General features: G+C 40.3%; 13 protein-coding genes. 8 read left to right on the top strand and 5 right to left on the bottom strand.

Annotated elements, in window-relative coordinates; all coding sequences use genetic code 11:
- The first annotated feature begins 47 nt into the window (after positions 1-47).
- Both BM266_RS11370 and BM266_RS11365 read left to right on the top strand, forming a co-directional pair.
- On the top strand, positions 48-488 hold the full coding sequence (locus BM266_RS11370) for a VOC family protein (RefSeq protein ID WP_093409704.1): 441 nt from the start codon (positions 48-50) through the stop codon (positions 486-488).
- Positions 489-673: 185 nt separating this feature from the next.
- Positions 674-1,429, top strand: coding sequence for a PepSY-like domain-containing protein (locus BM266_RS11365; protein ID WP_093409701.1), 756 nt, complete (start codon positions 674-676; stop codon positions 1,427-1,429).
- A 59-nt stretch (positions 1,430-1,488) separates the two neighbouring features.
- Here BM266_RS11365 and BM266_RS11360 read toward each other — a convergent pair whose 3' ends face one another.
- On the bottom strand, positions 1,489-2,790 hold the full coding sequence (locus BM266_RS11360) for a hypothetical protein (RefSeq protein ID WP_093409699.1): 1,302 nt from the start codon (positions 2,788-2,790) through the stop codon (positions 1,489-1,491).
- Between the two features lie 231 nt (positions 2,791-3,021).
- Between BM266_RS11360 and BM266_RS11355 the strand changes: the two genes are divergently transcribed.
- Together BM266_RS11355 and BM266_RS11350 are read left to right on the top strand one after the other, a co-directional pair.
- A complete protein-coding gene (locus BM266_RS11355) occupies positions 3,022-3,285 on the top strand; it encodes a heavy-metal-associated domain-containing protein (protein WP_093409696.1) in 264 nt (87 codons plus the stop codon).
- Between the two features lie 268 nt (positions 3,286-3,553).
- Positions 3,554-5,002 (top strand): bifunctional metallophosphatase/5'-nucleotidase, encoded by a 1,449-nt coding sequence (locus BM266_RS11350; RefSeq protein WP_217648156.1) that lies wholly within the window; start codon positions 3,554-3,556, stop codon positions 5,000-5,002.
- Here the strand turns inward: BM266_RS11350 and BM266_RS11345 are convergent.
- Both BM266_RS11345 and lysA read right to left on the bottom strand, forming a co-directional pair.
- Positions 4,999-5,559: a 2'-5' RNA ligase family protein gene (locus BM266_RS11345; protein WP_093409694.1), complete on the bottom strand. Its 561-nt coding sequence runs from the start codon at positions 5,557-5,559 to the stop codon at positions 4,999-5,001. The two genes, BM266_RS11350 and BM266_RS11345, sit on opposite strands and share 4 nt — an antisense overlap.
- 80 nt (positions 5,560-5,639) lie before the next feature.
- A complete protein-coding gene (lysA, locus tag BM266_RS11340) occupies positions 5,640-6,863 on the bottom strand; it encodes a diaminopimelate decarboxylase (protein ID WP_093409691.1) in 1,224 nt (407 codons plus the stop codon).
- Positions 6,864-7,138: 275 nt separating this feature from the next.
- Between lysA and sucC the strand changes: the two genes are divergently transcribed.
- From sucC to BM266_RS11320, 3 genes are all read left to right on the top strand, one after another.
- On the top strand, positions 7,139-8,332 hold the full coding sequence (gene sucC / locus BM266_RS11335; protein ID WP_093409688.1) for an ADP-forming succinate--CoA ligase subunit beta: 1,194 nt from the start codon (positions 7,139-7,141) through the stop codon (positions 8,330-8,332).
- Between the two features lie 892 nt (positions 8,333-9,224).
- A complete protein-coding gene (locus BM266_RS11325; protein WP_093409683.1) occupies positions 9,225-10,994 on the top strand; it encodes an SLC13 family permease in 1,770 nt (589 codons plus the stop codon).
- Between the two features lie 384 nt (positions 10,995-11,378).
- Positions 11,379-11,711 carry a hypothetical protein gene (locus BM266_RS11320; RefSeq protein ID WP_139220633.1) on the top strand — a complete coding sequence of 111 codons (333 nt, stop codon included), beginning with the start codon at positions 11,379-11,381 and terminating at the stop codon, positions 11,709-11,711.
- 70 nt (positions 11,712-11,781) lie between these two features.
- On the opposite strand, the gene BM266_RS11315 is transcribed toward BM266_RS11320, so the two are convergent.
- Both BM266_RS11315 and BM266_RS11310 read right to left on the bottom strand, forming a co-directional pair.
- Positions 11,782-12,591: an MBL fold metallo-hydrolase gene (locus BM266_RS11315; protein ID WP_093409677.1), complete on the bottom strand. Its 810-nt coding sequence runs from the start codon at positions 12,589-12,591 to the stop codon at positions 11,782-11,784.
- Positions 12,592-12,654: 63 nt separating this feature from the next.
- A complete protein-coding gene (locus tag BM266_RS11310; protein WP_093409868.1) occupies positions 12,655-13,113 on the bottom strand; it encodes a GNAT family N-acetyltransferase in 459 nt (152 codons plus the stop codon).
- A 132-nt stretch (positions 13,114-13,245) separates the two neighbouring features.
- On the opposite strand from BM266_RS11310, the gene treF reads away from it, so the two are divergent.
- The gene (gene treF / locus BM266_RS11305; RefSeq protein ID WP_093409675.1) at positions 13,246-14,865 is read left to right on the top strand and encodes an alpha,alpha-trehalase TreF; all 1,620 of its coding nucleotides are present in this window, start codon (positions 13,246-13,248) and stop codon (positions 14,863-14,865) included.
- Positions 14,866-14,917 lie beyond the last annotated feature (52 nt).

Below are 14,917 nucleotides of genomic sequence, written 5' to 3'. Positions count from 1 at the left end.
TTAAATTATCTTGTAGAGTACTAAAAAAACCGTAAAAACATTGCGCTATGCAAGCACAAAAAACACCGGCGATAATTCTTTTCGCTGCAACAGCCGAAGTTAATAAATATAACCTTAGAAAAGACCATGATACCATCAGGGTAAGAGACCTGAAGGTTTCTGCCGATTTCTACGGAAATATCCTGGGCCTGGAGGAAATTCATAATGGAGGTCTTGGAGACCATATTATGTGGTTTCAGCTCAACGACCGGGTCCAGATCCATCTTGTGGAGAGTAAGGAAGTAATAGAAAAATATAAAGGGGTGCATATGGCTATGAGAACAGATCTACTGGATGCCTTTATGGATTATCTCAAATCAAAAAACATCCAATTTGAAACCTGGAAGGGGGAACCTAATACCTCTAATACCCGTCCGGACGGAATCAGGCAAATATATTTCCAGGATCCCGATGGTTACTGGATAGAGGTTAATGATGGCAGGCATTAAACCGCCCCGGCTTATTTTGCTATTCTGTTTTCTTAACGAAGTATCTACTTTTAAACTTCCCTTGGCAACCTGACTGAAATTTTAGGAGGTTTTAGGATTCAGGCAGGCAATTTTTTTATTGATACCTCGTTTTTATTTGAACCTATAAGGCTTGTTTGAATAACGATTAATTAAAAAACACATTTATGAAACGTATTAAAATTTTAGGAATTACTTTGTTAACTGCATTTATAGGATTTTCCTGCAGTTCTGATGATGATGGGGATACCGGTACTGCCGAAGTAGATCTTAGCGCAACAGCAATTAAAGCCGATGCGCACGTGCAAACCTCTAGTTTGCCACAACCAATACTGGATTATGTTTCTGCTAACTACCCCGGTCTTACCATAAGGAAAGCTGAAATTGAGGACGATGACACCTATGAAATAACCCTTAGTGATGAGACTGAGCTAATTTTTGATATGCAGGGCAATTTTCTGGGTATTGATGATGACGATGTAGATGATTTTGGCGATGAAGATTTGGATCCGTCAGAACTACCACAAAATATCCAGGATTTCATTGCTCAGTATTTTCCGGGGGTAGGCATCGATGAAGCCGAAAGAGAAAATAACGGTAATTATGAAGTAGAATTGAACAACGATGTTGAACTTATTTTTAATGCCGATGGTGAATTTTTAGGTAAGGGAGAAGATGAGGACGATGCTTATGATGACGACGATGAAGATATTGACCCTGCTGATCTACCGCAGGTAATATTAGATTATATCGCTGAAAATTATCCCGAACAGACCATTATAGAAGCCGAGAAAGAAGATGATGGATATGAAGTAACGCTTAACAATGGGGTTGAACTCGAATTTGATGTAGATGGCGCTTTTATTAGTGCAGAAGATAAAAACGGGGATGATGATGACGATGATGAAAATGAGGATGATTAGGAAATAGAACACATCCTTCAAAAGATAAAAAGGCTGCTTAATTCATTTTAGGCAGCCTTTTATTTTTTCTGATTTTCAGATAGATGTTGTGCACATTCAAAACACTGCATTAGTTGCGGACTTATCTCAATATCTTCCGATCCTTTCAGGGGTTCACTTAGCAATTCTCTTTCAGAAATGATTCTGTGAAACTGCCTGGCTGTCTCGACCAGGTTCTCTTTCCGACTTTTTATCTTGGTTTTTATTTCTTCACCATCCAGGGCATAAATAGTGTCCTGCCACACCTTAAAGGCTGAGTCCAGGGCTTCATCGCTCATAAGCTCCTGAAGCTTTTGGGCTTCTTCTGTAAATACCCTTTCCGGGGTATATCTCAGGAAGTATACATCATTGGGGTAGACGAGCCCGGGAAGGTAATCTATCTCTTCCTCGAAAGACCTTACCATGGGTTCTATATTTTTATTTGAAATAATTTCAGGGATCATCCCGTCAATACTGAAAAAGGCATTATCCCTGTCGCCAGCCAGCGGATAGGCTTTAAATCTATTTGCTTTTTTCTGTACCACCCATCCCCATTGCTTGGCGTGTCTATCCCAGTCGCCAATAAGCAGATCGAATAATCTGGCCCTAACCACTGCATTTTCATCTATTTTAAGGCCCGCACCATATTTTTGTTTCCATTCCTGTAAATCTTTGGTGTCCAGAATTTCTACCACTTCCTCTACTCCCGTCCAGTTCTTTTTACCTTCGGTTTCATATTCCAGGAGGAAAAGTCTGTTCCCGTACTTCTCGTTGTAATCTTTTCCAAGAAAATCCTGCTTCGGAATAAAAACCAGCCAGGGATGGGTATGCAGAACACCGGCCACCTCAGAAAGTGATGCTGCAAGGATCGCTCCGTAAGGATGTGAAGCTGAAATGGCATCTATCACGATATTTTCCAGGCCAAGGCTACGGGCGAATTCCGGCACGTGGGAGGCCGGATCTTTGTTTACGCTGCGAAGTGAGTAAAGAACTCCGTCGGGACCTTCCAGGCGTAGGGAATGGGTTTGGCTCCCACCACCTTCCTTGACGATCTTCATCCCCCCAAAAAGTGTATCGAGGAAAACTACCGGGACTTTAACCGGCGCCGACCAGGCTTCGCGGTAATTTTCCCCCTGAATGATTCCTTTCAGCACATTTCCTTCGTATAGACTGCTGGCAGCTATCTTTACAGTATCATTATTACTGAAATCTATGCTTTCCAGGTCTTCAAAATCTTTGATGCTAACAGTCCCGAATTCCTTGTCGGTGCTGGAGACAGAGATGTAGATCAGACTTATTAAAAGGATTAAAATCAGAAGAAATATCCAGAAGATCTTTTTCATTGGCGGCATTGGTTTCGAGCAGTAAAATTAGGATTTTAAGAGGAACCTGAGGAGTATTTCCTACGAAAATTCGCTGTGGGAAATACTGAAATGTAAAAAAGTAAAAGACCTTTTTTTGTATTTTTAGAGTGACGATCTGTAACATATGTTACAATCCCCGCCTCTAGTGAATGTTATTTTTGAAAAAAATATAATATATATACTTAACCTGAAATAATTCATTATATAAATATGGAAAAGACTATAACAGTACAAAATTTAAGGTGCGGTGGTTGTGTAAATACAATTACTACAAAAATTTCAGAAATGGAAAATATCGATAATGTACAGGTAGATAAAGAAACCTCTGCTGTTTCATTTCAATATACAGAGCCGGAAGATGCAGTTAAGGTTAAAGACAAGTTGAAAAAACTGGGGTATCCTGAAATAGATGATAAGAACTCTCTTATGTCAAAAGCCAGCTCAATGGTAAGCTGTGCCAGCGGCAAATTTTAGTAAACAGCAAAAGATTTTTAAATCATTCCCGGCCCTCTTACAATTAATGTAAGAGCGGCCGTTTTTTTTGTATAATTTCGAAATCTTTTACCCCGGAATTGAAACCTATGACCAATTAAACTGCCTTAATAATCTGTTTGAATGCTTTTGTAGTTAGTGTTGCCGGAGGTATGACTTCTCGTCATAAATTCATAAATTTAATTCTTCCCCCACAATAAGCGAAACCTACACAGAAAAATTAAGCCAATTTTTAAACGGCAAATATCTTATGGAAAATTTAAAAGAATTTAGCCTTATACAAATCACTGATGTGCATGGGTACATGGAGTCTCATCAGGAAATGTTTTGGGAAAAGGGGCAAAAGCTATATCGCAAAGCAGGCGGTTATACCCGGATTTCTCAATATTTAAAAAAAATACGTGAAGAAAAACAGGGAGCGGTAATAGCCCTGGACGGGGGAGATACTTTTCACGGAACCTATCCCGTAGTTCAAACCAAAGGAGAAATTTTAGTATCTATCCTTAACCATCTCGGTTTGGATGCTATGACAGCTCATTGGGATTTCGCATACGGCCCGGAACGTTTTAAGGAAATTACGGCAGAGTTGAATTATCCCATGTTAGCTATAAATGTTTATGATAAAGAAACTAACGAATTACTTTACAAACCCTGGATCATTAAAGAGATCGAAGGGATTAAAGTAGCTGTTATTGGCATTGCTTCTAATATTGTGGATAAAACAATGCCTGCCCATTTTAGCAAAGGAATTTATTTTACTCTGGGTAATGAAGAATTACCAAAACATATTCAAACTCTTAAAGAGCAGGAAAAAGCAGATGTAATTGTTTTGATATCACATCTTGGATTCCCGCAAAATCTGAAATTGATGAAAGAAGTTGAGGGGGTTGATATATGCTTAAGCAGTCATACTCACTATCGCACCGAATCAATGGTGAAGGTTGGAAATACTATAATGATTGAATCTGGCTGTCATGGCTCTTTTTTGGGAAGACTGGATGTAACACTTCAGGATAAGAAAATTAAGGATGTGAATTTTGAACTTGTAGAAGTAACTCTAGAGTTTCCGGAAGATCAGGAATTGAAAAAGCAAATTGAAAATGCTTTGTTGCCATATCGGGAATATTTGAATAAAAAAGCTGGAGAAACAACTAAGGCATTAGATAGGAACAATATCCTGGAATCCTCTATGGATAATCTTTTGCTACAAGCCATGTTAATGGCTACCGGGTCACAGTTGGCTTTTTCTAATGGATGGAGATATGGTGCACCTATAGTTCCCGGATCAATAACCAATAATGATTTGCACAATATTATTCCCGTCAACCCCGTGATAGAAACAGTAATACTAACAGGTCGTGAAATTCTGGATATGTTGGAGGAAAATCTTGAGAAGACTTTTTCGGGGGATGCCTATAAGCAACAAGGAGGCTTTGTTAAGCGCTGCCTTGGCTTAAAGGCCTATATTAAAATTGAGGTGGGTACCGCTACCCGTATTCAAAAATTATTCATAGGGGAGGAGCCGATTAACCCGGAGGAAAATTATACGGCCTGCTATGTAACCTCGCAGGGTGTCCCGGGAAAATACGGTAAAGAAAGGGCTAAAAGTGGGATTCGGGCAGTTGACGCATTGCAAAAATACCTGAATACAAAATCCCCGGTTTCTGCAGAAATATTTGGAACCTTTGAAGCAGTTTAATTACTTGTAGTTGTGGAGGGCTTGTTAAAAAAAAACTCTCCAAAACAATCCCAGGTTTTGCCGTTATGTTTAAAAAGCACCAGACTTTCTGCAGTAAAAGAAGCCTTGAACCCTCGATCTTTAAGTTCCTTCCAGGCAGGTTCAAAGTTTTTGATGCTGAGGTCACGGGTGGCCAAAGTAAAGTGTGGGTGAAAGTTGTTGCCTTTTTCATTTTCTTTTAACCGAAGATTTTTGTCAAGACTTTTTTGCAGTTTCTGGTGGAGCTGGACCATTTCTGGATTTTCGGCTATGGCTATAAACAGAACTTTGCGTGAAAACCTTCCAAAACCCGCTGTCTTTATCTCAAAAGGTTCTTGGTTTTCGGCGAAATCTCTCAGAATTTTATGTAGTTTTTCTTCCCTGGTCTTGCTCATTCTGAACGGAATTTGAAGCGTGATATGTGCCGGGAGTTTTAGCGCACGCCGAGCCTGGTAATTTTCAGCAAGCTCCAGTTTCAGCTTTTTGATGCGATTGCTCAGAGCTTCAGGTGGGAGAATGGCGATAAAATACAGGCTCATCGGGCAGGTTTTTTTCCGAAGGGAAAGTTAAGCAAAACCCATTACTTTCCTTTTTAGCGATTTAAATATCTGATGAAAGTCTATTCCGAAGTAATCGTTTCAAGATCGATCACCACTTGATGCCTTAACAGGTCTTCAAAAGTCTCTCTTTCCCTTATCAAATGAGCTTTTCCGTTATACCACAATACTTCCGCAGGACGATATCGGGAATTGAAATTGCTGGCCATAGAAAAGGAATAAGCCCCGGCATTGCTGAAAGCCAATACATCTCCCTCCGTGATCTCTGCGATACGGCGGTTGTTGGCAAAAGTATCGGTTTCGCAGATATAACCCACCACCGAGTAAAACCGCTGCTTGCCTTCAGGGTTGGAGATGTTATGAATATCGTGATGAGAGCCATAGAACATAGGTCGAATAAGGTGATTAAAACCTGAATCTACCCCTGCAAAAACCGTAGAGGTGGTTTGCTTGATCACATTAACCCGGGCGAGAAATTTACCGGCTTCGCTAACCAGGAACTTTCCGGGTTCGAAAACAAGGGTGAGCTCGCGGCCATAATCCTTGCAGAAATCCTTGAACCTATGGGTGAGCTTTTCTCCCAGTTCTTCAATATCGGTTTCTATGTCGCCTGCAGTATAGGGCACTTTAAATCCACTCCCAAAATCCAGGAATGAAAGGTTCTTGAAGTTTTTTGCCGCATCAAAAAGTATTTCGGAGGCACGCAGAAATACTTCAATATCCAGAATGTCGCTGCCAGTATGCATGTGAATTCCGTTGATATTCATCCCTGTATTTTCAACGATGCGCAATAGAAGCGGCATCTGGTGAATAGAGATCCCGAACTTGGAATCTACATGACCAACTGAGATCTTGGCATTTCCCCCTGCGAGAATATGCGGATTTATTCGAATACAAACCGGCACCTCAGGATGCTTGGCTCCAAACTGTTCCAGGATGGAAAGGTTATCGATATTGATCTGGGCTCCCAGCTCTACCACTTCCTCGATCTCCTCAAGGGAAACGCCGTTGGGAGTATAGATAATATCCTTAGGGGCTACTCCCGCTTTTAGTCCCAGCATCACTTCCTGTACCGATACCGTATCGAGTCCGCAGCCCATAGAATTAAGATACTTCAGAATAGAAATATTGGAAAGTGCTTTTACCGCGTAATGAATACGTAGGTCTTCTATTTCGCTAAACGCATTTTTTAGCCGATTATACTGAAAAGCGATCTTTTCGGCATCATAAACATATACAGGGCTTTCAAATTCTTTGGCAATGGCCAGCAGGTCTTGATTGGTCATATAGGGATAAATATTAAGTCGCAAAATACAGGAGAAAATAAAACTCCCGCAAGCACAAGTCTCAAAAATAACGAATTCCTCTAAATTGTTTTCTTAGGAATACAAAGAAACTTGGTTTGGTTATTTAAAGGTACTATTATAGAGGATTATTCCTCGGCAGATCAAATATTTGCTTCCTGTGGAAACCTGCATTATTAAAGGAAAAAAGATTGGTACAATACTTTTGGTTTTGTTACTTTTGTTTACCGTAATTAAATCTGAAGAAATACCTGATTATGAACATACACGAATATCAAGGAAAAGAGATTTTAAATAGTTTTGGAGTCCGCATTCAGCGTGGGATCGTAGCACATAATGCTACCGAGGCCGTGAACGCAGCCAAAGAATTAACCGAACAAACCGGAACCGGATGGCACGTGATCAAAGCCCAGGTACATGCCGGTGGCCGTGGTAAAGGTGGCGGGGTTAAACTTGCCAAAAACCTGAAAGAAGTTGAAGAAATCGCAGGAGATATTATCGGGATGAACCTGGTAACTCCGCAAACTTCAGCCGAAGGGAAAAAAGTACACCAGGTACTTGTTGCCGAAGATGTTTATTATCCCGGAGACAGCGAGACCTCAGAGATCTATATGTCGGTATTGCTTAACCGTGCTACCGGAAGAAATATGATCATGTATTCTACCGAAGGTGGAGTAGATATTGAGAGCGTTGCCGAGAAGACTCCGCACCTTATCTTCACCGAAGAGATTGATCCTACCGTAGGATTGCTTCCTTTCCAGGCACGTCGCGTGGCTTTTAATTTAGGTCTTAGTGGCACAGCTTTTAAAGAAATGGTGAAATTCGTGACCGCGCTTTACACCGCTTTTGAAAAATCTGATTCTTCTCTTTTTGAGATCAACCCGGTACTTAAAACCAGCGATGACAAGATCCTTGCCGTAGATGCTAAAGTAACGCTTGACGATAACGCGCTTTTCCGTCATAAGGATTATGCAGAAATGCGTGACATTCGTGAAGAGAATCCAACCGAAGTAGAAGCCAGGGAAGTAGGCCTAAACTATGTAGACCTTGATGGAAATGTTGGTTGTATGGTAAACGGCGCCGGACTTGCAATGGCAACGATGGACCTTATCAAGCAGGCGGGTGGAGAACCTGCAAACTTCCTTGATGTTGGAGGTACTGCAGATGCCAAAAGGGTAGAAGAAGCTTTTAGAATTATTCTGAAAGACGATAAAGTAGAAGCTATTTTGGTAAATATCTTTGGAGGTATTGTTCGTTGTGACCGTGTGGCACAGGGAATCATTGATGCCTACAAAAACCTTGGAGATAAAGTAAATGTGCCAATAATTGTGCGTTTGCAGGGAACCAATGCCGATATCGCAAAAGAACTAATAGACAACAGCGGATTGAAAATTCATTCTGCCGTAGAATTCCAGGAAGCAGCCGATAAAGTACAGGAAGTACTTAGCTAATAATCTGGAGAAAATATGATTTCTGAAAACCGCCTTCTGGGCGGTTTTTTTTATGGAAAATATTCTATCGTCATCCCGGACTTGATCCGGGATTTCATCCTTTACGGTAAACTTCGATATAAATATAACAATGCAAGTCTAAAGGAGTTAGATTCTTAATCAAGTTCAGAATGACCTTTGAATGGAACCGTTCATTCCGGGCTCGATCCGGAATCTCATCCTTTACAGTAAACTTCAAGTGAGATTCTGAAATCAATTCAGAATGACCTTAAAATATATTCCTTGAAATTAAATCTACAAAACTTATTCTTTTCATTAGTGTCCGGTAAAAACCCGGATTTAGATTAAACAGTTCAATAAAGTCGTCTTTTTTAGCTCCTACCCAAATAGCTTGGTGGAACTAGAAGAATGAAAGCTGTATATCTGGAAGTTTGCTAGTGAGATAGTCCCTTTTTGGGAAGGATTTTTGAAAAAAATGAACAGGTTTATATAACTTATCAGGTGTAGGCGCACCATGGAGATCATATTTGAATAAGCCTAGGTTTTCTTGATCCTTTTTTGCACCACCAGCATCAGCAGTTGTACAATCAATCCGCAACAAATCTGAATTTTAATGGCATTTGGGCTATGGCCCAGAAAATACTTCCGGGGAAAGTTTTGCTAGAGTATGGGATGTCCGCTAAAGTGTGTACTTTTATTCATAGTAATAAAGTTTGTGGTAAAACCAAATTACTATAAAGCGGGAAATCCAAAGGAAAATATTAACCGGACACTAATGATTAAAAAACAATAGCTATCTATGAATTAAATGGTATGGAATTGAAGATATATGTTAACAATGGTTAAATTTAATAATCAGTATTGATGTCAAAATTGATTTTAATTTATCCAAATGACTCATAATATTGTTTTCGGAACCCTTATCCTCACGGTTGGCCTGTTTGCCTGGGGTCGTATTCGTCATGATTTTGTGGCGTTGATAGCACTTTTCATCCTTATTGTAACTGGTATAATTGATCCTGCTCAGGCCTTTTCAGGGTTTGGTCACCCTGCAGTAATAACAGTGGCATCGGTATTAATCATTGGAAAAGCCTTTGAGTTTTCGGGGCTGATTGACGTGTTGGGTAAATGGATTATGAAGATCGGTGATCAACTACTGGTACAGATCCTGGTGCTTTCACTTTTGGTTGCAGTAGCATCCGCCTTTATGAACAATGTGGGAGCCCTGGCGATAACGATGCCCATCGCAATACATTTGGCACGTAAAAGTGGTAATCCGCCCTCCTACATATTAATGCCGATAGCGTTTGCATCTTTACTTGGAGGTATGACAACTTTAATCGGAACACCTCCAAATATTATTATAGCAACATTCCGTGCTGAAGTAATTGGAGAACCTTTCAATATGTTTGATTTTTCTCCGGTGGGTTTAACAATTATGCTTTCTGGACTTGTTTTTATTGTCCTTATTGGATGGCGGCTGTTACCAAAAAGAATCGGGAAGAAGTCTGATGAAAATAGTTTCGATATTGATGATTATATTACAGAAGTTGAAGTTGTTGAAGATTCGAAAGTCATTGGAAAACCTATTTCGGAATTGGCAGATATCTCAGATACCGATGTGCAGGTTTTCGGTTTGGTAAGGGATAATAAACTCATTCATGCCCCTGAAATCAATTATGTATTGCTTAAAAAAGATATAATTCTTCTTGAAACAGATGCGGATGACCTTAAAACATTTATCGAAGATACCAAGGTTAAATTGGTTGGGGATAAGAAATTCTTAAAAGATGCCGAAGGATCTGATAAGATCATGGTTGCTGAAGCGGTGGTAATGGCAGATTCCTCCTTAATAGGGCGCACAGTCTCCGATTTACATTTTCGCAGCCGGTATGGTATCAATTTGGTTGCGATCGCCCGTCGCGAAAAACGTATTCGCCGGCGATTAAACAAGATTGTCTTTCAAACAGGAGATGTTTTGCTGCTCCAGGGGCGTGAGCAGGTGCTTAATGATACCATAAAATATATGGGCTGTTTACCTTTAGCTCAGCGTAGTTTACGCATTGGTTACCAGACAAAGATCCTTTTGGCTATGGGCATTTTCATCCTATCTGTAACTCTTGTAGTTACAAGATTGCTCCCTGTGCAGGTGGCATTCTCAATGGCTGCAGTAGGGATGGTATTAAGCGGAGTTCTTCCCATAAAAAATGTATATACAAGTGTTGACTGGCCGGTGATTGTCTTGCTGGGGGCTATGATACCTGTGGGAGTTGCTCTGGAAACCAGTGGTGGAGCAAATCTCATTGCCTCCTGGGTCCTTGAATTAGGGGAAACGATGCCTGCCTGGGCAATGCTTACCATTATTCTCGTTATTACAATGTTTCTGTCAGATATCATAAACAATGCTGCAACGGTGGTATTAATGGCTCCAATTGCGGTTGGTGTTGCCAATGGGTTAGGTTATTCAATAGATCCTTTTCTTATGGCAGTAGCCGTTGGTGGTTCTTGTGCATTCTTAACTCCCATAGGTCACCAGTCTAATACCTTGGTAATGGGACCTGGTGGTTACAAATTTACCGATTATTGGCGCATGGGGCTTCCGTTGGAAGTAATCATTGTCCTGGTGGGTATTCCAATGATTATGTGGGTGTGGCCTATATAAAGTTTTTCGTTTGAAGGCAGGAAAGCTATCAATCGAAATTCTACTAACTTTCATTTGACCCCGACCTTGAGTTATTTCGATATGAGCCTGTCATTGCCATCCAGAATTTTGAATCGGAAGAAGCAATCTGGCGATTGAGAAACCTCAAAGTTCTATAATCAAAACTCCTTTGAAACCTCCTAACCCAAAACATGAAATTTCTCGTTGTTTTAGTATTTACTACCCCAATGAATTTTTTGCAACATTCTCTACCCGTTTTGCTGTATCTTCTTTTTAAGGCTTAGCCGGACAGGATTAATTTTTTTCTAAAATTCAAATCACAACTGTAACAACTAAAAAATTACTTGGTCTTTTTTAATGTATAACCTTTTAAATGATATTATTATGAAAAATTTACAGTTATTTCTATTGGTGCTGGCCATTGGTTTTGGTACAGCAGTGAAGGCAGCCGAACTGCCCATCGACCCATCTTCTTCTTTTAAATATGAAGTGGAAAAACTTCTTGAAGATCTGCCTATAGAACTCGAGGAGGAAGAGAAAATAGTTAACCTGACTATTACTTTCAACCAAGACAATGAGATCGTGGTATTATCGGTGGAGTGTAACGACCCTTATATAAAAAGCGTGATAAAGAAACGCCTGAATTACAAAAAGGTTAATACACAATTAGATAAGTCTATAAGAGAGTACAAATTGCCCATCAGGCTCCAGGCTTAAGATCGATCAAAAAATGTAAAGAACAAAAAACCCGGCTCATCACCGGGTTTTATTATTTACAATCTTATTTTTATTCCTCTCTGTCCGGATACCATTCCAGGATTTCTACTTCAATATCTTTATTGCCTTCGTTTACCAGTTCTTTAAATTTTTCCACATCGGAATATCCGTCCTCGCCTCTAAAATGGTAAGGAATTACTTTTTCAGGAGCAAAAGCCAAAACTCCATCTGCAGCATCTTCTACCGTCATCGTGTAAGGAAGATTCATTGGGATTAAAGCGATCTCAATGTCTTCTAATTCCCTCATTTCAGGAATATCTTCTGTATCTCCGGCGATATAAAGTCTTTGACGGTTTCTCTCAACTACATAGCCGTTACCCCGCCCTTTAGGGTGGTAGCTTTCAGGATCTTCGGGAAGGTTATACATGGGTATGGCTTCAATATAGAAGTCAAGTACACGAGTGGTACCACCGTTTTGTAAAGTTCTTAAAATATCGTTCATTTCTTCAGGCAATTCATCTTTTACCGCTTGCGGAACAATAATAGGTGTGCCCTCAGTATCCATAGCCATTATGGTTTCAGCGTTCATATGATCCCCGTGAATATCGGTAATGAGGATAAAATCTGGTTTTTCTTTTCCTTCAAAAGCTTCGATACCGCCTACAGGATCAATGTAGAAAGTGGCATCGCCCCAATTAATAACCGCTGTAGCGTGGGTGATGGGTTGGATGTCTATATCTACCGTATCTGCTTCCAGATAGTTTGTTTCTCCCCCATAAGGGTTTTCGCTCATCGAATCTTCGGTCTGACTGTCATTTCCTTCATTCTTACAGCCTGTAAAAAGTATTCCAACTGCCATTAAAGTGAATAAATATTTCATGTTTCGTTATTTTGCAATAAAACTAATTAACATAAACTAGAAAAACGTAGTTTTTTTTAATTTTTAGGATAGGTTAAGTCTCATCTTTATATCTCCACGGGTATAGGGGTTGTTTGCTCCAATAGGAATTTCTTCAAAACCATATTTTTTATAGATATAAATGGCATTTTCAAGCTTTCTGTTTGAAAAGATAATCAGATAATCCCAGCCTTGTTCTTTTGCGAATCTAATGCTATGTTCCATTAACTTCTGCCCGATCTTCTTTCCCTGATATGTGGGAGTAATTGCCATCTTAGTGAGTTCAAATACGCCCTCGTCCATTTTCATCAATGCAACGCAACCAATGATTTCATCTGCTTCTTTTACAAAAAATATTGTTCCACCCGGTTCAATGATATATTTTTCGGGGTTTCCCAGTACTTCTTCGTCGTGGGGTTCTACCCAAAAATACTTTTCAAGCCAGGCTATATTTAGCTCTTTAAAATCTTTGGCGTATTGTGACTGGTAAGAGATTATTTCCATTTTACTATGCTGATATTTTTGGCTAAAATAGGAAAATAAGCTGTTTCCGAAGATTGCCTTTAAGTCCAAAAACACTGAATTATAAATTATTCTTTACTTTCACCGGAGCCTGACTAAGCAAAAATTGATTTTATGAAAAAGCTTCCAGTTAATTTTCTGTTTCTGTGTTCCTTCCTAATATTGACCGGGTGCTCTTCAGCAATAAAGACTGAAGAAAAAAGGATCGATGAAAAGCAGCTAAGCATTTTGCCGCCGGAAGATCTTTACGGGAAATTGTTTTTTGAGGTCCAGGAGAATGATTCCTTGTTTCCAGACAGCAAAACTTTTGTAGATGCGGTACCGCGTCTTGCTCCGGAAGATATTCGGAAGAAATATTCTGAAGATCAACCTGAGACCCACGCTGAAATGAAGGCTTTTTTGAATCAAAATTTCAAAATCCCCGAAGCGAACACGAATTATAAAACCGATTCTTCTTCTATTAACCTGCACATACAGAAATTATGGGAGGTGCTTAAGCGACCTTCAGATAAACAAGTTTCGGGTACTTTAATTCCTCTTCCTAATCCCTATATAGTTCCCGGCGGGAGGTTTCGTGAGATCTATTACTGGGATAGTTATTTCACTATGCTTGGTCTTCAGGAAGACGGTGAAACCGAAACCATCAGGAATATGGTAGATAACTTTGCCTGGCTCATCGAGACCTATGGTTTTATTCCCAACGGAAACCGCACTTATTATTTAAGCCGTTCTCAGCCTCCATTTTTTGCGAAGATGGTCGAGCTGCTCGCCGAAATCCAGGGGGAAGAAGTTTATACAGAATATCTGCCGGCTTTGCAAAAAGAACATGATTTCTGGATGAACGGCAGCGATAATTCAGAATTGCAGGCCTATAAAAGAGTAGTAAAGCTTCCCGATGGGGAAATATTGAATCGGTATTGGGATGATAAAGACACCCCAAGGCCCGAAAGTTATCGCGAGGATGTGGAAACCGCTGAAAGGGCCATTGCTCAAAATCCACATCGTACCCGGGAGGAAGTTTATCGGGATCTAAGGGCCGCCGCCGAATCAGGTTGGGATTTTTCCAGCCGATGGCTTAGTATAAATGGGAATGGGGATTTTAATCTTTACAGCATTCATACCACGCAAATTATTCCGGTAGATCTTAACAGCCTGCTTTATAATCTGGAGCAAACACTTGCCCGGGGCTATGAATTGGAAGCAGCTCCTGAAAAGGCGGAAATCTACCGAAGAAAAGCAAAAAACCGAAAGGCCGCTGTACAGAAATACCTTTGGGAAGAAGAGACTGGTTTTTATTTCGACTATAATTTTAAAAATGATAATACCACGGGAATCTATTCGCTGGCTGGAGTTTATCCTTTATTCCTTGAAATTTCAGAAGAAGATCAGGCCCGTAGGCTGGCCGAGGCCCTGGAACAGGTCTTTCTTAGACCAGGCGGATTAGTAAGCACCCCGCATAATACCGGGCAACAATGGGATGCGCCCAATGGCTGGGCACCTTTGCAATATATGAGCATTGAAGGGCTCCGGAATTATTGCAAAGACCAACTTGCTTCAGAAATTAGGCAGCGTTGGTTGAACCTGAACCAGAACGTATATCAGAAGAGTTATAAATTGTTGGAAAAATACAATGTGGAAGACCTGAGTAAAGAGAGCGGGGGAGGGGAATACCCAACTCAGGACGGCTTTGGCTGGACAAACGGAGTCTACCAGAAACTTTCAAAGGAAGAATAGAAAAAGAAGATTTCGGGTGATTTACTTCTTGCCGGTGGTTCTGTATTTTCCT

The sequence above is a fragment of the Salegentibacter flavus genome, from assembly GCF_900115145.1.
GTDB classification, from domain to species: domain Bacteria; phylum Bacteroidota; class Bacteroidia; order Flavobacteriales; family Flavobacteriaceae; genus Salegentibacter; species Salegentibacter flavus.
This window is presented reverse-complemented; position numbering and strand designations above follow the sequence as displayed.

Bases quoted from the DNA above. Each gene is read 5' to 3' on its own strand.
- BM266_RS11370 (WP_093409704.1), top strand. From the start codon at position 48: ATGCAAGCACAAAAAACACCGGCGATAATTCTTTTCGCTGCAACAGCC.
- BM266_RS11365 (WP_093409701.1), top strand. From the start codon at position 674: ATGAAACGTATTAAAATTTTAGGAATTACTTTGTTAACTGCATTTATA.
- BM266_RS11360 (WP_093409699.1), bottom strand. From the start codon at position 2,790: ATGAAAAAGATCTTCTGGATATTTCTTCTGATTTTAATCCTTTTAATA.
- BM266_RS11355 (WP_093409696.1), top strand. From the start codon at position 3,022: ATGGAAAAGACTATAACAGTACAAAATTTAAGGTGCGGTGGTTGTGTA.
- BM266_RS11350 (WP_217648156.1), top strand. From the start codon at position 3,554: ATGGAAAATTTAAAAGAATTTAGCCTTATACAAATCACTGATGTGCAT.
- BM266_RS11345 (WP_093409694.1), bottom strand. From the start codon at position 5,559: ATGAGCCTGTATTTTATCGCCATTCTCCCACCTGAAGCTCTGAGCAAT.
- lysA (WP_093409691.1), bottom strand. From the start codon at position 6,863: ATGACCAATCAAGACCTGCTGGCCATTGCCAAAGAATTTGAAAGCCCT.
- sucC (WP_093409688.1), top strand. From the start codon at position 7,139: ATGAACATACACGAATATCAAGGAAAAGAGATTTTAAATAGTTTTGGA.
- BM266_RS11325 (WP_093409683.1), top strand. From the start codon at position 9,225: ATGACTCATAATATTGTTTTCGGAACCCTTATCCTCACGGTTGGCCTG.
- BM266_RS11320 (WP_139220633.1), top strand. From the start codon at position 11,379: ATGAAAAATTTACAGTTATTTCTATTGGTGCTGGCCATTGGTTTTGGT.
- BM266_RS11315 (WP_093409677.1), bottom strand. From the start codon at position 12,591: ATGAAATATTTATTCACTTTAATGGCAGTTGGAATACTTTTTACAGGC.
- BM266_RS11310 (WP_093409868.1), bottom strand. From the start codon at position 13,113: ATGGAAATAATCTCTTACCAGTCACAATACGCCAAAGATTTTAAAGAG.
- treF (WP_093409675.1), top strand. From the start codon at position 13,246: ATGAAAAAGCTTCCAGTTAATTTTCTGTTTCTGTGTTCCTTCCTAATA.